The organism is Phytopseudomonas argentinensis, assembly GCF_900113905.1.
Lineage (GTDB): Bacteria > Pseudomonadota > Gammaproteobacteria > Pseudomonadales > Pseudomonadaceae > Aquipseudomonas > Aquipseudomonas argentinensis.
Genome location: NZ_FORC01000001.1, coordinates 224115 through 242645, shown reverse-complemented (window position 1 = coordinate 242645; position 18531 = coordinate 224115). Strand labels below are relative to the sequence as shown.

The window sequence follows — 18531 nt, the reverse complement described above, 5'->3', positions numbered from 1 at the left end:
TCAGGCCACCTCCGCAGCAAACACCTCGGATGCCAGTGGGATGCTGAAGTGGTCGAAGGTCTCGCGCAGCGACACCGCCAGATGTTCGATCTGCGCATCGTTGTGGTTCGGCGTGGCGTTGACGCGGAAGCGCTCTGTCCCTACCGGCACGGATGGATAGTTGATTGGCTGCAGGTACACACCATGTTCGTGGAGCAGCCGATCTGCCGCTGCCTTGCAGCGCTTGGCTTCGCCAACCAGTACCGGCAGCACATGAGTTTGTGAGCAGGGCATCACCGGTACATCGTGATGCTTGAGGCGCTCGCGCAGCTTGCCCGTCTGGCGATGCAGAGCATTACGCTCGTTGTCGTTCGCTTTGAGGTGTTCGACGCTGGCCAGGCATCCGGCAGTGACTGCCGGTGGCAGCGAGGTCGTGAAGATAAAACCGGTGGCAAAGGAGCGCACCGCATCAACGATTACCTGAGTAGAGGCGATGTAGCCCCCGATAACGCCAATGGCCTTGGCCATGGTTCCCTGGATGATATCTACCTGACCGGCGATGCCCAGTTCGGCGGCGATACCAGCGCCGCGCGGGCCGTACATGCCCACCGCATGCACTTCGTCCAGATAGGTGAGGGCGTTATAGCGCTTAGCGAGTGCGACAATTTCAGCGATAGGCGCGATGTCGCCATCCATTGAGTAGATCGACTCGAAGACCACGATCTTCGGTTGGCCAAGTGGGTAGCTGGCAAGGATCTGCTCCAGATCTTCCAGGTCGTTGTGACGGAAGATTTTGCGCTCGTTGGGCGTGGAGCGGATGCCGTTCACAATGGAGGCATGGTTCAGCTCATCGCTGATTACTACGCAATCAGGGATGCGTCGCAGCAGGCACTGAAGGGTGGCATCGTTGGAACCAAAACCAGTTGGAAATACCAACGCCGCTTCCTTGCCGTGCCATTCAGCAAGAGAGGCTTCCAGCTCTGCGTATACCTCGTGTGATCCACCGATATTACGCGAGCCGCCGGAACCCGCACCGTAAGCATCCAATGCGTCATGAATTCGCTGGCGCACAGCTGCATGTTGGGACATGCCGAGGTAGTCATTGCTGCACCAGACCACCACCGGGTTCTCTTCGCGACCATCCAATTTGGCCAGAGGATATTGGCCGCACATGCGGCTCAGGGTGGTGAAGGTGCGGTATTGGTTGGAGGACTTCAATGTCTCCAGTTGTTCTCGAAGAAGTGCTTGATACATCCGTTTATCTCCTTAGCGAGTTGATGACACGTCTCTGTGTGGTTCCTCATCAAGCGAGAGCCTGGTAGGGGTAATTCCATCCAGGCCGGGCTATTCTTAGCGGGATTTATGGGGGTTACAATTTGACTGTTTATCCTATTACTGGAGGTAACCGGATGAGCGCGCCTCGCACAACTGAACGCACTCGAATAGATCTGGCCGAATTCCTGCGTAGTCGCCGTGAACGTATTTCGCCGGAGGAGGTGGGCCTGCCCGCCGGCAGCCGCCGGCGCACACCTGGGCTGCGCCGCGAGGAGGTCGCGGCATTGGCTGGGGTGGGCTTGTCCTGGTACACATGGCTGGAGCAAGGTCGAGACATCAGTGTCTCAGCGGCCTTCCTCGACAACCTTTCGCGTGCGCTCAAGCTGGATGCCACCGAGCGTCGCCACCTGTTTCTGCTCGCTCACCAGCGTCTGCCGCCAGAACCGGGCAAGACTTGGTGCATAGTGCCTGCGCTGATCCACCGTCTTATGGCGGATCTGCCGTCACGCCCGGCTTACGTGCTCAACCTGCGCTGGGATGTGCTGGCCTGGAACGCCGCAGCGGATCGGATTTTCGGCTTCTCCGCATTGCCGGCGGATCGCCGCAACATGCTCTGGATGCTCTTCACAAGCCCCGCAATGCGAGAGCTGTTCAATCCCTGGAGTGAGCAGGCGCTGCAGATCCTTTCCAGCTTCCGCCGCGACTTTGTGCGTGCCACCCAGGATCCTGATATCGCTGCCTTGGTGAAGGATCTGGAAAAGGCGTCGCCCGATTTTAGAGAGTGGTGGCGACAGCAGGACATCCACGGCCCGTGCCAGGGGATCCGTCACCTGAAGATCGATTCGATCGGCCAGGTGGTGTTCGAGCACACCACGCTGACCATCGACGAGGATCGCCACCTGCGGCTGGTCTACTACGCGGCGAAGGAAGGTATGCCGCAGAGCCGCGACTTCGAGCAGTGGTTGCAGCAGGAGCCAGCGCTGGTATAAGCCCCGGCGCCGATTCCTCAACCAATCGACGGCCCGCGCTGGCGACCCAGTTGCCAGGAGACGCTGTTGCCCTGAATCACTGCCGACACGCTCTGCCCGAGCTTCTGCTCGATTACTGGCTTCCACGGCACCAGGCTAAAGCCGATACCATCATCGAGCAGGGCATAACGGCCGCTGGCCAGTTGCATGCTGCGCCGGTAGATCCCGCTGACGCGTTTGCCCTCGACCGCCGGGCGGTACTGCATGCCCGTCTGCGCCGAGATCTCACGTGCCGTTGCCGTCAGCTCCCTTCCGCGCAATGTGGCCAGCAGGTTGCGTGAAAGTACCACGCGTTGGCCCTGGCGTTCGGCGAGGCCCTGTTCCATCAGAAAGTCCGCGCGCTGCCGCAACGCTTCGCGCACTTCCTTGCCGAAGCCCGTGCCGACCAGCTCGCGGTTGCCACCGATCAGCTGTTGGTCCAGCCAAGTCGCGCCGACGGCGCGCACCTGCTGTTCTAGGGGCAGCGGTGTGCGCAGTTCGACGGAGACATCGCCCAGGCGGCGAGCATCATGTTGTCGACCTTGCTCGGGCAGATCTGCCGGCACCCGCCAGACGCCCTCGGCCAGCCGTTCGACGATACCGGCCCGGCGGAGGGCTTCCAGACGCCTGATGTGGCGTTCAATTAATGCCTCGGGATCCTGTCCGCTTACTGCCTGTGATTGTCCCAGGGCCGCGTGATGATCGGTGCGATAAAGGCCGTCCGCAGCCAGCGCCGCAATCGAGCGATCCACCGTGCGCGGCTCGCTTAGACTGCGTGTTTCCACTAGGCCACCAATGGGGTAGTCCGCCAGCTCCGCACGGGCAGGCAGGGCCAGGTAGTGGGCCTTGCCGTCGAGTCCGTCGACCACCAGATAGCCGCGGTCGTTTAGCTCGTCGGCCAGCCCCTTGGCTACGATCCGACCGACCACCTCGGGGCTATCCTTGCCCGGCTGGAAGACAGTCAGTTCTCGCTGCGTGCCCCCCATGGCCCGCTGCATCGTGCGCACGACATCGCCGCGCTCGCCCATGGCACGCAGGGTCACCTCGACGTCGTCACGTAGGATCCATTGTCCTAGCCTAACCTCACGAGCCAGCTCAAGCCTCTGCAGCTGCTGCAGGCGACCGATCAGCAACTGTCGGCGCGGATGGTTGGCGAGCGATTTCAGGCTGAGCACGCCGGCCTGGCGATCGCGCAACAGGGTGCGATCCAGGCTGGCAAAGCGCTCCTGCTGCACCTCGCGCTGCAGGCTCTGCTGGATCTCTAGTTCGGCGCGCGGTCCCAGCCATTCAGTGGCCAGCTCCGAGGCGCGATTGCGCATGCCCACGGCGATGTAGTCACGAGCGATCACCAGGTCCTTGCCGGTGTCGTCCTTGCCGCGCAGGACGATGTGGGTGTGCGGGTTGTCAGTGTTCCAGTGGTCGACCGCCACCCAGTCGAGGCGGGTGCCGAGGTCGGCTTCCATTCGGCTCATCAGGTGGAGGGTATAGGTGCGCAGATCATCGAGCTGCTCAGCATCCTCGGGCGAGACGATAAAGCGAAACTGGTGACGATCTTCCCGGCCACGTTCCTCGAACGCATTGAGGTCGGCCTGGTCGGTCAGCGGCCCGTAGGCCTGGCCCGGATCGCCCTCGCGACTGACGCCGTCGCGCTCGATGTAGCGCAGGTGGCTCGCGGTCGAGCGCTTACCGGCCTGGCGCAGGTTTACCAGGCGCGTCTTGATGGCGACGCGGCGGGCGTTGGACGGCAGTTTCTGCGCGCTGAAACGCGCAGCGACATGCCCGCGGCCGAGACGGGCACCGGGCTGGTGTCCCGCCTTGCGCGGCTTGCCGGTGCCGGCCTTGTTGGCCTGTCGCAGTACCTGGTTAACGAAGGGTTGGCCGCGTTGCTGCGGCTTACCCGGCTGCGGGCGAAAGCGCAATTCGTCGTCATGACGACTTCCTTTGCTCATGCTTAGACTCCTCCAGGTTGATCGTGGTACGGCGTATCAGGCACGCTTCCTGGCCAGCACAACTGCGGGGCGAACACAGTTTCGGCACCTGGCTATGCCCGGCGCCGTGTCGCCGCCAACCCCCGTGCAGACTGCTTTCCGGGCCAACGAAGTGCCGCCCCCTTTTATCTTGCCCTCAGCTCTCTCCGTGCCTTTCGCATTTCAGTAATGGGTAAACAGGGCGTGGGTTCTGTACGTGCGGGCCAGTCGCGTGTCCCTGATGAGGGCAGGGGAGTCAGCAATAGGTGGCCCGCGACAATAGCTGCTGAATGCAGCCGTTCTGCAGCTGAGCTGACAGCGCGATGGTTTGGTCATTGGCGTGCTTCCACCCTAAGTGGCTGCGCCCGACCTATCACCGAGTCGACAGGCACAGGGCCGAAGTAGCGACTGTCGAAGGACTCCGGATTGGCGGTGCTGAGTAGAAACAGCTCGCCGTCATCCAACTGTCGACAGCCACTCCACTGAGGCAGAACGCGACCCTTGCGATCAACTCGCAAGCGAATGGCAACAGGTTCACTGTCGACGACAATCAAGCCGCTCAGCACGCATACATGTTGGGGAGCAATTGCTGCCACGGTCTTCAGCAACGGGACGTTCGCAGGCAGGTAGCCGCGTTGCGCCACGAACGTCCTCGCCTCGTGAGGCAAGTTGATCAGCACGGTGTCGCCCGGGCGCAATGAACGAGGCGTCTCGATGTGGTACCAGCCTATGGGTAGGCTGTCTGAGGCGTTGTAAACCAGCCGCGGCATGGGTGTGTAATTGGCCGTCCAAGTCAGTGCGAACAAGCTGCCTGCTATCAGTGCCAATGGTCGTCGACGACGGTGCACGGTAGCTGTCATGACGAGACCTCCGGGAACTCTCGCTCAAGCACTTCGCGCAGCATCTGAGCCATTGTTACACCGCGGTCGATGGCGGCTAGCTTGATGCGCGTGCGCAGTGCTGGCGTCACGTCCAACGTCATACGTGCGGTTTGGCGATCACCTTCTTGGCGTCCTGCTTCAACGCGCTGCTGTATCCAGGCTTCGGCTCGCGGATCGGCCATTGGGCGTGCCCCAATTCCTACGCGCTTGCTGCTCATGAAGACCACCGCAAAAGCTCATCGACCAGATTGCTGACCTCGCGTGCCGCAGCGCTGTCGGGTGCCAGCTCCCGTGCCAGACGACCGGCAGCCACGCTCTCGGCAAACACGATTCGCTGGCGCACTTCGCTATGCAGAGCCGGTACCGGTTGTTCAGCCAGTGCAGTGCGTGCTTCGCGACCGATGATCGTGGTGCTGACCCGCCGGTTGATTGCAAACGCCGCACGCATCGATGGTTTGAACACCTGCGCTTCGCGAATCAGGCTGACCATTTCCGAACTGGCCCACAGGTCGTAAGGGCTCGGTTGAACAGGGATCAACACACGATCGGCAGCGAGCAATGCAGAACGGGCGAGGGCAGCGATGCGAGGAGGTCCATCGATGATGACGTGGTCGGCACGAAGGGCCAGCTCCGGTGCTTCCTGATGCAGCGTTTCGCGTGCAAGACCGACCGCACTAAACAGTCTCGGCAAGCCTTGCTGGCTGCGCCGCTGCGCCCAGTCCAAGGCAGAGCCTTGTGGGTCGGCATCAAGCAGGACGACGTTTCGTCCGCGTACAGCCAGCTCGCCGGCGATGTGGGTGGCTAGAGTGGTTTTTCCCACCCCACCTTTCTGATTGAGCAGAGCGATGATCATGACCAGACGCCTCCCGCAGACTCCTCGCGATCAGCGTCTGTCCACAAATGCCCGGCGCCCCAATAACAAGTTAGAGCTTTTAAGTTAGTTAAGTTAAGACGGGCTATAGGCCCCGTCCTCCGTGGGCTGCAGAGGAGAAGGTGCGCCCGATAGCACGATAGTCTTGCGCCTGATAGCACGAGCCTGGTTGCGCCTGATAGCACGACAGAACTCACAGCTTTTCCAGAAAATATCCACGTGCCGTCTACGGCACCGGCCTGAATGCGAGCAGCTCCGTTGAGGGAGAGAAACGGACGAGCTCCAGGTGATAGCCGGGCATCGACTGCCGAGAAACCAATGCCCGCAGATCGCCGGCAAAATCCGAATAACGCGCCATGCTTCCGGATTTGCGGTACAGGTGGCGCAGGTCGAACTGCCAGCCGTCTTTCTGCCTGCCGCCGTGTTTGCGGATGAGTCGATACAACCAGCGCTCCAGGCCGCCGGTGAGGCGGAAGTAAGCCGGGTCGATGGTCAGTACCAGGGACTGCTCCAGCACCCCGCAGTAGAACCAGTCTGCAAGGATCAACTCGATACCCTCCGGTCGTCCGTCGGGCGCTGCCAGCTCCTTCCACTCGTTGATCCAGGAAAAGCGGTGCAGACGCCTGCCCGTGGTCTCGCGTATGGATGTGGCCACACTGGTCGATTGCAGCCGGTCGAGGGCGGCCTTGAGTCGCGTGTAATCCCGTGTGGAAGTGCCACGGCCGATGAACCTGAGTATCTGGTACGGCGTTGCGCGCATGAGCCTCGAAGTTGGAATGCCCGAGTCCCGAGCCTCGACAATCTGGCTGGCGGCCCAGATCAGAATGTCGGCATCCCAGATCGTGGCGATACCGTGCGCTTGAGTACCCTCTACACGTACCGTCACATCGCCCGAACGAAAGTCGATCGGCACCGTGCGCCGTGACTTGGCCAGGGAGAAGAAGGGATGCGCCATGAGATCCTGGGCGTCGCGCGGCGCCATGTCCCCTGGCAGTGCTTGAAACAGGTCCAGCTGCGCGCTTTGCCTTGCCTGCGCGTATGAATGGCACTTCATTGGTAACAGATTCACTGCTCATCGCGCTTCGCTCCCGGGTGACGGTCGACGTATTCAGGATCGAAAGTGGTCTCGAAACTGCGCTCACGTGCCCAAGCCTCCAGGTCAGCGAGGGCGTACATCACCCGTCTGCCAAACTTGTGAAAGCGCGGGCCACCGCCGATAACACGATGCTTTTCCAGCGTGCGTGGCGAAAGTCGCAGGTAGGCTGCTGCTTCGTTGTTGGTCAGGTAGCGTGGAGTACAGGGCGTATGCGTTGCGGCTGTTTCAGCGGGCTCTACCGGCGTCATTGCGTTGGCTCGCGGGCCGGCTTTACGAATCTGCGCAGAGTCCAAACCGAGCCCTGGTGCATAGCGCTCTAAGATTGCTGAGTGCGACATGTGGTGTCCTCCATTGACGTGGAAGGTGCACCGTGCGGCAGCTGCGGCAATTCATCATGCTGGGCTCGATCTGAGCGAATGCCGAGCAAGAGAGGATTATGATCAAGACCGGCATTGTCTGATTACTGACCGCTGCAGCCTTCTTGGCTGAACTGCGAGCAGTCCGAGGATCTGCCCGCGTCGACGCCGTACAGACGGATATCCGGCATCCGTAAATCAGTAAAAAAAGTGAATACGCGTTGCCGTAAATCCTTAACTACGCCTAGCCGGAACGATGGATTTGGGTAAAACCGTGAGACCTTATTGGTCTTACTCGGAGGTGCTGCAACGCACGTCAATCATGCGTATACGGCAGAACGCGCATCAGCTCTGCGGGAAGTGAGCGGCTGGGAAGAGCTCCGCTGGAATCCGGGGCATCGGATGTTCCCGATGCCCCGGACGCATTACCTAGCGATTCCAGAAAACATGCACCTGCTCGAAACCGGTCTCCAGGATGAAAACGTCCCCGCTGTACTCCATATCGCGTGCCATGGATCGATAGTCGATATACATCGCCAAATGCTGGGGAATTCTGGTGGTCTGCTCCGTCAGCTCTTGAGCGTATTCGGGCAGGGAACAGTAGCAGCCGCAATAGTCGTCCTCGGCTGCCTTGCGCGCCTGCGCTACGTCATTGAAATGAGCAAGCAGGGCGCCTCCGAACTCGGGGTACTCGTCGATGAAACAGGCAATCTCATGAGCGTTTTCAAGGCTATCGTGCTCACTAATTCGGTAGCCGCCGAAGCCCTCGTGGTCGTGGATAGCGTATTCCTCTGCTCCTTTGACCGGCGAGGCTGCGAGCATGGCACTGACCCGTGCCTGGATCTCGTCTAGTTCAAGTGTGGCGTCTATCCAGATGCCATGCAGGTGGCCTGCGTTGTAGGCGGCAAGGTCGGCAACGTAGATCCTGATTTCTTCGCTCATGGCTATCGCTCCTTCGTCTTCAGGGTTCTGCGCTCGCGTTGCGCATGAACCCCTGCCGACTAGGGCGACTAAGGCTGTCGTGAAAAAATCAGGAAAAATCGCGGAGGCTCCACCTAGCGCAGCGGCCAGGTGGAAACCGTCTATTTTTCTTGATTTTGAGGGGGCGAGAACCCCTGCTCTGAGCTGAGTGAAAGACGTGAATTAATCTGCCGCCAAGTGAGTGATTTGCCATGGCAGCTCTTCTCCAGAGAATGAGGGGAGAGCGTTACCACCCAGCCAGTCAATCCTGCCAGACGCTCCGACTGAGCGATATCGTCGCAATTATCCCACAGCCCTCACGACAGGAGAGTGGCCAATCGACATCAGAGAATGAGCGGACGATCACCTCGTTGTCGAACAGGGGCTGTAAATCTCCAGCACATCGACTTCTTCCGTGACGACGCTAGCGGCAAGTCCAGTCCGTAATACAGTGGTCTGCTTGACCTTCTTGCCCGTTGGGCGCTGGAAGTTAATGTCCTTGCCAGTAAAGCTACGCTGCCCATTGCTGTGAAGGTAGTCGAACAGTCGCGCTTTGAAGCGAGTGTTGATCTCATCCCGGTCAGCTTTTAAAGGCCCCAACATGTAGGCTTCATTTTGGGTGAAAGTGAAGAATATGTCGTCTGCGGCGCCGCCGCCTGGGACGGTTGAGCAGAGCACATCCCCGGACTTGAGCGTGCGCGCTGCGACGTAGTGGTTATCGACAACATGAGCCATTACCAGCCCGTCGGGAGTCAGGATTCCTACGCCTTTTTCGGGCTTGCAACCAGGCGCACTGCCGTAGGGGTGCACACACCAATTCATCCTCGACGAATCGAGGATTTCAGTTAGCTTCAGATCCTGCCTGATTTGCTGCTGCGCCTCGGGCGTATCGTAGCGAACGCTCGTGCACGCACTCAGCAGGGCGACTGTCACCGCCAATATCGGCATTCGCATCACTTCTTGCTCCCAGGGCACGGGCTGAAAATCTCCTGTATCTCGGTACCGACCACAATGGGAACTGGCCCGCTCGGCATGGATATGCTGTGGACGCTGTAGTCCTTGTTACCGGTCTCGCGCGTAAAGGTCGCGGCTTCCCCTGTCAGGTAAGGCTGCCCATTGGCAAGCAGCGTCTTAATGACCTTTGCACGATATTCAGGGTTATTCACCGACGGCGACCTGTGCACTTCGGTGTAAGGAATCACCGAGACGGCCAGCTGATCCTTGAAGATGTAGAAATTCTGCTCGTCATGATCGCTGATGCACTTCACGTCGCCAGTCTTGATGATGTCCTTCTGTACGTAGGCACCTTTGACGTAATCAACCAGGAGAAGGCTGTCAGGCGTCAGGACGCTTATCGCGGAGGTGTACTTACAGCTAGCCCGCCCTCCGATCAGCAGCCAACAGTAGCTCGTTTGAGCGGTGTCGGTAATTTCTGGCAGCTTCAGGTCGTGCTTGATCTGCTGTCGAGCCTCGGGCGTTTTATGCTGAATGTTGGTGCAGGCGGTGAGAAGGAGGGCGGTCGAAGCGATGGCGGCATAGCGGAGCATGATCAGTCCTTTGATTGAGGGGATGCGTGACAACTCGGCAGCTGACTCGGTGGGTTGGCCAAGGAGAGCTAGATACCCTTGTCCCTAGAATTCGGCTCCGGTTCGGCACTTTATGCAGTCGCAGCAAAAAGGGGGCAAGGCCCCCTTAGGTTCAAAGCATACCTTCTTCAGCGAACGACACGGTGCGCTGGCCTGCCACGATAATGTGATCCAGCGAGCGGACCTCGACGAGCGCCAGTGCCTCTTTCAGCCGCTGCGTGAGCGACCGATCAGCCTGGCTAGGCTCAGGGTTACCGCTGGGGTGGTTGTGCGCGTAAATCACTGCAGCCGCATTCAGACGCAGAGCCTCCTTGACCACTTCCCGCGGATAGATTGAAGCGCAATCGATGGTGCCCCGGAACATTTCGGCGTACTGGATTAGACGGTGCTTGGCATCTAGGAAAAGTGCCGCAAAGACCTCGTGTTCGAAGCCCGCCAGTTTGGTGACCAGATACTCCTTGACCAGCTCCGGCGAGGTAAACGCAGCACCACACTGTACCTTCTGATCGATGACCTGACGAGCCGCTGCCAGGATCTGCTCGGCAGTGGCTGGCGCATAGCGACCTTGCTCGTCGCGAATCATCAGGGAAGAGTGAAAGGCGAGAGAAAGCTGAGACATGATCATGCTCCAGTTGCTCGGGCGGAATTGCCCGGAACCGGCACAAGCACGGCGCAGCACAGCTGTCAGGGGGCGATAGCCGGCCCTGCCGCAAGCACGCGAAGCGTGAGCAGCCCTTGACGGCGAGAACGCCGTGATAGGGTCAGAGGAAACGGCAAGACCGTCATTCCACCGATCTCACAGGCGCCACCAGCAAGCGAAGCGCGCAGGCTTCTACAGGGGAGAGCGGCGGCTGCAGCCGCCAACAACAGTGTAGCCGGGGCGCGCGTTATTTGACGCGGTAGAGCACCAGGGAGCCGAGGTCGATCAGGCGACCGGGCTCGTAGCGTTCGATTACCAGCTTCTCATCCCAGCGCTTATTGCTAAACGCGTCCGGCTCATGAGTCAGGGTCAGCAGGTTGCCCTTGAGCTTGAAGCGCAGGGTGGCCTGTACGCGGTTGCGCACCTCCATGCCCTTGCGGTCCATGCGCAGGGTGGTGGAGCCGAACACCCAATAACCACGCTGGGGCGAGGCGAAGTCCAGGTCCGACCAGGTGCCTTGCAGGTCGGCCAGGGTCAGCAGAGGCGGGTTGGCCTTCTCGGCGTCTGCGTAGCTCGCCTCGGTGTCGCCAGCCGGAGCCGAGGCCTTGCCGGTTTTTGGCTCGCTGGCGGGGGCGGGCGCCGTGGTACGCAGGTCGTGGGCGATCTCCTCTTGGTTCTCCGGGGGACCGCAGGGGCGGTCGGAGAACTGCGTGGCACCATTGGCAGCCTTGCATTTGAAGATGGCGGCGGAGGTCGGGGCCAGCGGTGCGAGGAGCAGGGCGCAGGTGAGCAGGGTAGAGGCGAGACTAAAGGGGGAGCGCATCAAACATCCTTGTGATGGGGCCGTGATGGTGGAGGAGTCTATCCATTGGCCCGGGGCTATGACAGCCCCGGCTGAGACAATAGAGCCGCGGCGCTTGCGGCGGCGTCTTGATATCTGGCCGGAGTGATCGTGCTGGTGCCGTCGGAGTACGCAACAGCACCGCGCGCGCCTGCGCTCAGCTCAGCTGAAGCGGGAAGAGAGGCATTTCGACGCACACACCTTTCTGCCCTGCGAGCAGGCCAGAAAGGTATCGCAGATCAGCAGCGACAAGCCGTTTCGGCCGGCGGTCGACGCTCTGGATGAGCATGGCCGAGAGCTACACCTGCAGCCGACTGCCTGCTGGCCTCATGTGAACGCAACCGTTGGTGCACTCGGCCCAGGAAGCCCACCTCGAAGGCACGCCTGTCGATGGCCCGCGGCAGCAAATCTCGCTCGGCGATCATCACCGCCCAGAGCCATCCACTGCGGGCGTTATCGAGCCAGGTCTGTGCCAGCTTCACGCCCTGGTCGAATGCCTTTCTGCAATCGGCAGCCCAGGTGATCTCCATACCTGGATGGCCGTCGTGAGGTGGAAGGTAGGTCATCACACCCTTGCTCATCTGGCACCTCCTCGAACATCAGAGAGGGCGCGGCGATAGAGCACGACCATCTCATCGAGCAGAGCCAGTGCTGAATAAGCAGCGATACGCACGCGCAGATCCGCGGGCTGCAAGCCTTCAGGTTCAGCCAGCTGATCAAGCAGATTGCCGAGCATCACACCACGCAGTTCAGCTGCTGCTTCAGAGGGTAGAGGAGAGCGTTCGGATTCATGCAACGGGCTTCGCTGCAGCGGAAAAGGTACAACGCAGGATTCGAACTCAGCCATGGCACACCTCCAGATCAGAGGCGGACAGCAAGACCATAGACCAAGGGCGGAGCTCTTGGGTAAAAAAGGGATAGCGCATTTTCCTTATGCTCCTTGGACAGATTAAGGAGCCGCCTACCAGCCTTCTCACAAGCGTAGGAGGCGGACCGTGCAAGGGTGAGAAACCGGCGTCCAAGGGAACCGGCCAGGCAAAAGCCTGCCTCACACGGCCCGCCATAGATATGCAGAAGCCCAACGGGTAACCGTTAGCTTTGCACTATGGCGCTACCGCGCCTTGGACAAGATCCGGGTTCTCACGCCCGGTCGTGGGATTTACCACGACGGGCGCAGTCTAGCCCGTGGGTTTCGGGAGGGCAACATACTGTGGCGTAGCTAGCCGGGCGTCTAGCTTTGTGTGTCTGCTCCATGGGGTTGGCTGACGGTTTGAGCGTTCGAGGACAGATCGCGCGGACCTCGCAGCCCACGCAGAGCGGTATCCCGACCGCAGTTTTACTGTGCTGGCAAAAAAATACTATGGGCGACTTTACCCATACATAGCTAGCGGATACGGTAGGGCACTGTATAAGCAGGCATTGGGGTGGCTCTCGTTGCCAAATGAAGAGTTAATGTCAGGTTTTGGGTAGCTGCGAAGCAAATGGCTAATGGATAGGAACACCGGTAGAGGGAAGAAATGGGCCAGGCTTTAGAAGTCGGTGAGTTGGTTCTGTCGAGTGCTTTTTCTGGCATTGGCAAGCTGTCGGGGCTGGATCGCGAGAGAGGCGAGTGCGAAGTCACCTTTTTTGAGTCTCCTATGAACCCTGAGGCGCGAAAGCTTAGGGCGAATCTGGCTGACATTTGGAAAGCTCAGTTGTTTGAGGAGGCCATTGTTTACTGCCGAGATCAAACGACAGGAATCTGGCGGCGTGGGCGATACGGCGGTTCCCGGCCACTCAATCGGCACCTGGTGATCTTTCGTGCTGACGATAATGATCAAGCGGTTGTCGAAATTGATGAAATTTACTGTTTGAACCTCGGAGCGCAGGCGTTACTCGACCCTTCGGCGTTCCTAGCGGCCAGATCTAACGACGCACCTTTTTTCTTCCCTTTACGCCAGAACTTCCTTGAAGCCTATATCGAGCAGCGGGCGGCTTGCCGTTCCATCGGTGCTATTACCAGCAGCAGCGTAGAGTTGGAGCCGCATCAAATTGCAGTTGTTAGGCGCGTCCTTAAGGACCCATGCCCGAAGTACTTGCTAGCGGATGAAGTGGGCTTGGGCAAGACGATTGAGGCTGGCCTGATCATCCGTGAGCATGTGCTTCAGAAGAAGTTCGACGCCAATGTTTTAATTGCGGCACCGGCTTCTCTTGTCACTCAGTGGCATGAGGAGTTAAAGGGCCGATTTCATCTTGGCGAGTTGATGTCTACAAAGCATCGATCGAAACAGCTGATTCGAGTATGCAGTCATGGACAGTTGGTGACGGCTTTGCGGGAGGGTGGCCAGCCTAACTTGTTTGTCGTTGACGAGATGCATCAATTGGCGCCGCTGGCCTGGTCCTCCGAGCAACACTCGAATGACCGGTTTCAGGTGCTGGCGGAGGCCTGCCAGGCAGCTGAGGTGACTCTGTTGTTGTCGGGAACCCCGTTGAATGGGAACGAAAGAAATTTCCTGGCGATGCTGCACTGCTTGAGTCCCGAAGCTTATGAGATCTCGGAAGCGGGGGTTCAGCGTTTCATCGCTCGAGTTAAGGAGCGTGAGTGGCTTGGCGGGTTGTATAGCGCACTGACCCCGGGTAACTCGAACGCCGCATTGGAACAAGCACTACAGGATCTGCGGGGGAAATTCCCTGAGGATCAGGAGTTGCAAGAGCGAATCGGCAGTTTGATGCCGTTGGTGGATCTCTTTGCCGAGGAGAGCGGCGAGCAGCGCGAGCAACAAATCATAGGCTTGCGGCATTACCTCGGAGAACACTACCGCCTGCATCAGCGCATGCTTCGTAACCGCCGGGAAATGGGGCATCTCGCGCAGTTGTTTCCAGGATTGGCTGGTTTGCGCCGTCAATACTGGCCGATAGAACCACGCAGCATGCCATTGGATCTGTTGTTGGAAGAGTACCGCAGCCAGGCCTGTCGGGATCCTGATGAGTTCCAGGCAATGAGTTCTGGAGAGTACCTGAACTGGGTTGACGACTTGTTGGGCAGTCCATTACTGGTCAAGCAGCGGGCCGATAGGTTCGACAGGCGGCTGGCGGCGACGCTTGAAGCAACCGAGCGGGAGCTCCTCGCCGAAATTTCCAAGCAAGCCTCACTCGAGCAGGCGTGTAAAGATCGGACTTTGATCGCGAGTCTGGAAGATTGGTTGGCCGAAAACCCTAAGGGCAAGGTGGTTGTTTTCTGCGGTGACGAAGTAGTCGCGGAACATGTTGCCGCTACGCTCGGTGACTCTCTGGCTGTAGGTATAGAGCGCAATGCTTCCGACCGCGACTTGCATTTCGTGCAGTCGGGTGGTTCTGTGCGGGTATTGGTTTGCGATCAAGGTGGTGAAGATGGTCTTAACCTGCATGGGGGGCAGAAGCTCGCCGTGCATTACAGCCTACCTAGATCGTTCAGTCGCGTTGAACAACGTCTGGGACGATTGAACCGTTACAGCGCAAATCTGCGTGGCATCAGGCCTGTGGAAAGTTTGGTTTTGATGTCTGACCATGATGGGTTGTTCCGACGGTGGCTAGATCTGCTTGACACATCGGTAGGTATGTTCAATCAGACGGTGGCCAGCTTGCAGTACGTACTGGAAGAGCATCTCGAAAAAACTTGGCAGGCAGTCGCACGATCCGGCGATGAAGAGTTGCTTGTCTGCGGCAAGCAACTGAGCGGCGAGGGCGGCCTGCTGGACCGCGAGCGCCGTCGGGTGAAAGTACAGGAAGAATTGCTAGCATTGGACGAGGAGGTCGCCAAGGCACAGGACTTCGCCGAAAAAATTTCTGAGGCGGACGAAATAGCCGAGGAGCAGATTGGCCGCATGTGTGCCTGGATGACGCGCGGCTTGAACTTCAGGCTAGAGGGCGATCTGCAGCAGCAATTCAGGTTGGGCTTCGGCCTTGACCCCGCTGAGCGTGGCGGTCGTACCCTGGTGGACGTGAAGACATTTATCGAAGGTTGCATCACGGGTATTGATCCGGAAAGTGGTAACCCACCATACACTGCCCCCATGAGCTGCTTGCGGCAGCAGGCTTCAGCTCAATCGGGCGTGTACCCCTTCCGTTACGGTCAGCCGTTCGTGGATTCCATATATGAACTGGCCGCTGGTGATTCGCGGGGGGCAACCTGCGCATTCTTGCGAGTTCTTAATAGCAGTGCACTGCAGGCGCCAAAGATTTTCTTTCATTTCAAGTGGCTGGTAACGGCTGCTCGGCCGGATTGCACGTATCAGGAACAGGTTATCGCCGATGAGTTACTGGCACCTGCGGTGTATGGCCACTGGCTCGCTGAAGACGGCAGCCTGGTAAAGGCGGAAAGCACATTGAAATCCCTGGAATGGCCTTACAAGAAGCCCGCGGGCGCCATCTTTCAGGATATCAATCTGCGCCATGATGTTTGGTCCGAGTTGGAGTTTCTATTGCCTGTGGGCGAATGGAAACGCATGGTGCTGGGTATCACTGAGTTGAGCCGAAAGAGGATCGTAGAAGAGATAGGCGCTCTGCGAGGTTCCGTCCTTGAACCGCACGTGCACCTTATGGCGGTACGCGCCCAGATCCTGTGCTCGAAAGATCTGTGGGGGAATGAATGATTCAGGCCCAATGGAATGCCTTGCAGAGGGCTCTGCTGGTGCCAGAGTGTCAATCAGAGCAGACAGTTGTCGAGCCGTACTTTCTCCGCCTGCTGATGGTATTCGGCGACGCAAACGCGGGCTCGGCCGATCGCGCCGTCGCTTGTCGTGATGCTTTTGGTTGTGCTCAAGCCCATGGCTGCACTGATTTGCTGCTCCAACTGCCTGCCGGTTCCGTTGAAAGGCAACACCTAGCCCGAGTGGGCCTGGCTCAAGATCCATTAACCGATCGGATCAGGTTAGAGGCTGCTCTAGAGGAGGCGGAGTTCGCGGTTTACAGACGTCAGCGTCGCCGAGTCCTGCACCAACCTCAAATAGACGTGGCCTTGAGCAGTGCTTTGGGCCGTGTTGGATTTAGCAACTACAACGGCCTCGGTCAGCAAACAGCAGTGCGGACATTGCTGACCTCTCCGGATGACAGTACGGTCTTCATCAACCTGCCGACAGGTTGCGGCAAGACGCTGGCTGTTCATGCTTTGAGTTTGTTTGCCTATCGGCAGAAAGTGGTGCTTGTCATTGTGCCAACGACCGGACTTGCCATCGAGCAGGCCGCGCGTGCTGGAGAAGTGCTGGAGGCTGCAGGATGCGATCACGGCGGTAGCTACGTTTGGATCGGGGGCCAGGAGCAAGCTGAGCGTCGAGAGATTCGTGAACGTCTGCATTGCGGCACACAACGGATCTTGTTCTGTGCGCCCGAGTCCGCCATATCGGGCCTTAGACCATTGTTGTTCGAACTCGCCGGAAAAGGACTGCTGGGTGCGCTAGTAATCGATGAGGCACACCTGGTCGGCCAATGGGGGGCGGAGTTCCGTCCTGACTTCCAACTGCTTGCCCCTCTTTTTCACTCCCTCAGAGAGCAATCCTCAAGCGCCATCCGCACCTTGTTGATGTCAGCTACTTTCAATTCCGCCGCCCTGGAGGTGTTGAAGGGAGCCTTCGTCCCTGAAGGCACTCAGGCTATCGAGATCAATGGCAGTTTTTTGCGTCCAGAGTTGAACTTCAATGTCCGCCGAGTTCTTGCAGAAGAAGAGCACCGGCAGGTTGTCGTGGACTTGCTATGGCGCTTGCCTCGACCTCTGATTCTTTACACAACGACCCGGGAGGATGCGCAGAACTGGCGAGATATGCTGGTCAAGCAGGGCTTCCGTCGGCTTGGTCTGTTCCACGGCGAAACCAATACCCAGGAGCGTGAGCGTCTGATCGGCCAGTGGCGGGATGACCATCTGGACATCATGGTTGCGACGTCCGCCTTCGGTGTTGGCATGGATAAGAGCGACGTCCGTTCGGTATTGCACGCGGCAGTGCCAGAAAACCTGGATCGTTTCTATCAGGAGGCGGGGCGTGCCGGGCGTGACGGAAACGCCTGTTGGTCCTGGCTGGTTTTCTACCCGGGCCAGATAAATGTGGCAGAGCAGATTTCACGGGCAAGGCTGATTTCCAGTGAAGTGGGATTGGATCGCTGGAACACCTTGCTGCAGAGCCGTCGACGTAGCAGTGATGATTGCTTCAGTGTCTCTCTGTCTATGTTGCGCCGCGATTTGAAGCGACGAAGCGAAGGTAACGCAGAGTGGAATGTACGCACGTTGCTTCTGATGCAGCGTGCTGGTCTGATTCGATTGCGCTATTCACCGCCCGAGGTACCTCTCGAAAACGCAGCGGTAGTCGATACGGAATTGCCTCAGGGTGACAATTACTTTGACCGCATCGATATACAGGTCCTGATGGATGCGCATCAGTCCACAGATACTTGGCGGCACTACGTTGATCCGCAACGTGCCCTTGAACAGCGGGCCATGGCAAACGGTTTCGCCAGTTTGCGCAGATGGCTGGATGATCCGGACCAGTCGCTGTGCCGACAGTTAGAAGAGTTCTATCGACTGGATGGCATCAGCCCTGAACGCAGTTGTGGCGGTTGCCCTGGTTGCCGCGCTCAGGGGCGGGGACCTTTTACGCCAACGTTGAGTGCGTCTTTCCATGTGACTGGTGTAGTAACTCCCGCTATGCCGAAGTGGATGCCAGACTCCCAGTTACTGCGGATTCGCTACCGTACTGAGAGTTATCGTAGCGTCACTCCCCGTGCTCTGATTCATAACTGGCGGCGATGGATGATCGCTCTTCTGCGCAGCCAGCAGGTGCAGGCTGTTCGTGCCAGTCGGGCCTTGTTGGATGAAATACAGACCGATGCTGGTTTGAAAACACTACCGTTCTGGTGTGCCCTGGAGCCGCGCGACAGTGCTGGGAGTTGGACTGAGTTGGTTTTACTCATGCCTGGGGAAAGCAACTTGCCTGCGGGTGGCTATGAGGTTCCAGCACGGTTGATAGTTGCGCCCGAGACTCTGAGTGATCCGTATCACCCGTACCGAAGCTGGTGGGAGTGTGATTCCCAAAGCAAGGATTTGGTCGACTTCGAAAGGGAAATATAA

General features: G+C 58.9%; 17 protein-coding genes. 3 read left to right on the top strand and 14 right to left on the bottom strand.

The annotated features are described in order from the left end of the window. A complete protein-coding gene (gene hemA / locus BM154_RS00960; protein WP_074879821.1) occupies positions 1-1233 on the bottom strand; it encodes a 5-aminolevulinate synthase in 1233 nt (410 codons plus the stop codon). Between the two features lie 155 nt (positions 1234-1388). On the opposite strand from hemA, the gene BM154_RS00955 reads away from it, so the two are divergent. Then, positions 1389-2243 carry a helix-turn-helix transcriptional regulator gene (locus tag BM154_RS00955; protein ID WP_074879818.1) on the top strand — a complete coding sequence of 285 codons (855 nt, stop codon included), beginning with the start codon at positions 1389-1391 and terminating at the stop codon, positions 2241-2243. A 17-nt stretch (positions 2244-2260) separates the two neighbouring features. On the opposite strand, the gene BM154_RS00950 is transcribed toward BM154_RS00955, so the two are convergent. The 13 genes from BM154_RS00950 to BM154_RS00890 form a co-directional block, all read right to left on the bottom strand. After that, the gene (locus BM154_RS00950) at positions 2261-4210 is read right to left on the bottom strand and encodes a relaxase/mobilization nuclease and DUF3363 domain-containing protein (protein ID WP_074879815.1); all 1950 of its coding nucleotides are present in this window, start codon (positions 4208-4210) and stop codon (positions 2261-2263) included. A gap of 350 nt (positions 4211-4560) precedes the next feature. Beyond that, the gene (locus tag BM154_RS00945; protein ID WP_074879812.1) at positions 4561-5088 is read right to left on the bottom strand and encodes a S26 family signal peptidase; all 528 of its coding nucleotides are present in this window, start codon (positions 5086-5088) and stop codon (positions 4561-4563) included. Next, on the bottom strand, positions 5085-5327 hold the full coding sequence (locus tag BM154_RS00940) for a ribbon-helix-helix protein (protein WP_074882289.1): 243 nt from the start codon (positions 5325-5327) through the stop codon (positions 5085-5087). The genes BM154_RS00945 and BM154_RS00940 overlap by 4 nt, the downstream gene beginning before the upstream one ends. Beyond that, a complete protein-coding gene (gene parA, locus BM154_RS00935; RefSeq protein WP_074879809.1) occupies positions 5324-5962 on the bottom strand; it encodes a ParA family partition ATPase in 639 nt (212 codons plus the stop codon). The genes BM154_RS00940 and parA overlap by 4 nt, the downstream gene beginning before the upstream one ends. A gap of 244 nt (positions 5963-6206) precedes the next feature. Continuing rightward, positions 6207-7034, bottom strand: a complete 828-nt coding sequence (locus tag BM154_RS00930) for a replication initiator protein A (RefSeq protein WP_074879806.1) — start codon at positions 7032-7034, stop codon at positions 6207-6209. Positions 7035-7045: 11 nt separating this feature from the next. Next, on the bottom strand, positions 7046-7324 hold the full coding sequence (locus BM154_RS00925) for a helix-turn-helix transcriptional regulator (protein ID WP_074882287.1): 279 nt from the start codon (positions 7322-7324) through the stop codon (positions 7046-7048). Positions 7325-7861: 537 nt separating this feature from the next. Continuing rightward, positions 7862-8374, bottom strand: coding sequence for an antirestriction protein ArdA (locus BM154_RS00920; protein ID WP_074879803.1), 513 nt, complete (start codon positions 8372-8374; stop codon positions 7862-7864). 381 nt (positions 8375-8755) lie between these two features. Continuing rightward, positions 8756-9367, bottom strand: a complete 612-nt coding sequence (locus BM154_RS00915; RefSeq protein WP_139225365.1) for a hypothetical protein — start codon at positions 9365-9367, stop codon at positions 8756-8758. Further along, positions 9346-9939, bottom strand: coding sequence for a hypothetical protein (locus tag BM154_RS00910; RefSeq protein WP_074879797.1), 594 nt, complete (start codon positions 9937-9939; stop codon positions 9346-9348). Before BM154_RS00910 ends, BM154_RS00915 begins: the two co-directional genes overlap by 22 nt. A 151-nt stretch (positions 9940-10090) precedes the next feature. After that, a complete protein-coding gene (gene radC / locus BM154_RS00905) occupies positions 10091-10597 on the bottom strand; it encodes a RadC family protein (protein ID WP_074879794.1) in 507 nt (168 codons plus the stop codon). Positions 10598-10865: 268 nt separating this feature from the next. Further along, positions 10866-11441 carry a DUF4124 domain-containing protein gene (locus BM154_RS00900; RefSeq protein WP_074879791.1) on the bottom strand — a complete coding sequence of 192 codons (576 nt, stop codon included), beginning with the start codon at positions 11439-11441 and terminating at the stop codon, positions 10866-10868. A 257-nt stretch (positions 11442-11698) separates the two neighbouring features. Further along, complete coding sequence (locus BM154_RS00895; protein WP_074879788.1) at positions 11699-12040, bottom strand: LasR-specific antiactivator QslA; 342 nt, start codon at positions 12038-12040, stop codon at positions 11699-11701. Then, the gene (locus tag BM154_RS00890; protein ID WP_023106401.1) at positions 12037-12306 is read right to left on the bottom strand and encodes a hypothetical protein; all 270 of its coding nucleotides are present in this window, start codon (positions 12304-12306) and stop codon (positions 12037-12039) included. Before BM154_RS00890 ends, BM154_RS00895 begins: the two co-directional genes overlap by 4 nt. A gap of 670 nt (positions 12307-12976) precedes the next feature. Here BM154_RS00890 and dpdE point away from each other — a divergent pair. Together dpdE and dpdF are read left to right on the top strand one after the other, a co-directional pair. Continuing rightward, positions 12977-16069 (top strand): protein DpdE, encoded by a 3093-nt coding sequence (dpdE, locus tag BM154_RS00885; RefSeq protein ID WP_083414419.1) that lies wholly within the window; start codon positions 12977-12979, stop codon positions 16067-16069. Continuing rightward, positions 16066-18531 carry a protein DpdF gene (dpdF, locus tag BM154_RS00880; RefSeq protein ID WP_083414417.1) on the top strand — a complete coding sequence of 822 codons (2466 nt, stop codon included), beginning with the start codon at positions 16066-16068 and terminating at the stop codon, positions 18529-18531. Before dpdE ends, dpdF begins: the two co-directional genes overlap by 4 nt.

Bases quoted from the DNA above. Each gene is read 5' to 3' on its own strand.
- BM154_RS00955 (WP_074879818.1), top strand. From the start codon at position 1,389: ATGAGCGCGCCTCGCACAACTGAACGCACTCGAATAGATCTGGCCGAA.
- BM154_RS00900 (WP_074879791.1), bottom strand. From the start codon at position 11,441: ATGCGCTCCCCCTTTAGTCTCGCCTCTACCCTGCTCACCTGCGCCCTG.
- BM154_RS00940 (WP_074882289.1), bottom strand. From the start codon at position 5,327: ATGAGCAGCAAGCGCGTAGGAATTGGGGCACGCCCAATGGCCGATCCG.
- hemA (WP_074879821.1), bottom strand. From the start codon at position 1,233: ATGTATCAAGCACTTCTTCGAGAACAACTGGAGACATTGAAGTCCTCC.
- radC (WP_074879794.1), bottom strand. From the start codon at position 10,597: ATGTCTCAGCTTTCTCTCGCCTTTCACTCTTCCCTGATGATTCGCGAC.
- BM154_RS00910 (WP_074879797.1), bottom strand. From the start codon at position 9,939: ATGCTCCGCTATGCCGCCATCGCTTCGACCGCCCTCCTTCTCACCGCC.
- dpdF (WP_083414417.1), top strand. From the start codon at position 16,066: ATGATTCAGGCCCAATGGAATGCCTTGCAGAGGGCTCTGCTGGTGCCA.
- BM154_RS00890 (WP_023106401.1), bottom strand. From the start codon at position 12,306: ATGGCTGAGTTCGAATCCTGCGTTGTACCTTTTCCGCTGCAGCGAAGC.
- BM154_RS00925 (WP_074882287.1), bottom strand. From the start codon at position 7,324: ATGACGCCGGTAGAGCCCGCTGAAACAGCCGCAACGCATACGCCCTGT.
- BM154_RS00920 (WP_074879803.1), bottom strand. From the start codon at position 8,374: ATGAGCGAAGAAATCAGGATCTACGTTGCCGACCTTGCCGCCTACAAC.
- parA (WP_074879809.1), bottom strand. From the start codon at position 5,962: ATGATCATCGCTCTGCTCAATCAGAAAGGTGGGGTGGGAAAAACCACT.
- BM154_RS00950 (WP_074879815.1), bottom strand. From the start codon at position 4,210: ATGAGCAAAGGAAGTCGTCATGACGACGAATTGCGCTTTCGCCCGCAG.
- BM154_RS00945 (WP_074879812.1), bottom strand. From the start codon at position 5,088: ATGACAGCTACCGTGCACCGTCGTCGACGACCATTGGCACTGATAGCA.
- BM154_RS00895 (WP_074879788.1), bottom strand. From the start codon at position 12,040: ATGAGCAAGGGTGTGATGACCTACCTTCCACCTCACGACGGCCATCCA.
- dpdE (WP_083414419.1), top strand. From the start codon at position 12,977: ATGGGCCAGGCTTTAGAAGTCGGTGAGTTGGTTCTGTCGAGTGCTTTT.
- BM154_RS00930 (WP_074879806.1), bottom strand. From the start codon at position 7,034: ATGAAGTGCCATTCATACGCGCAGGCAAGGCAAAGCGCGCAGCTGGAC.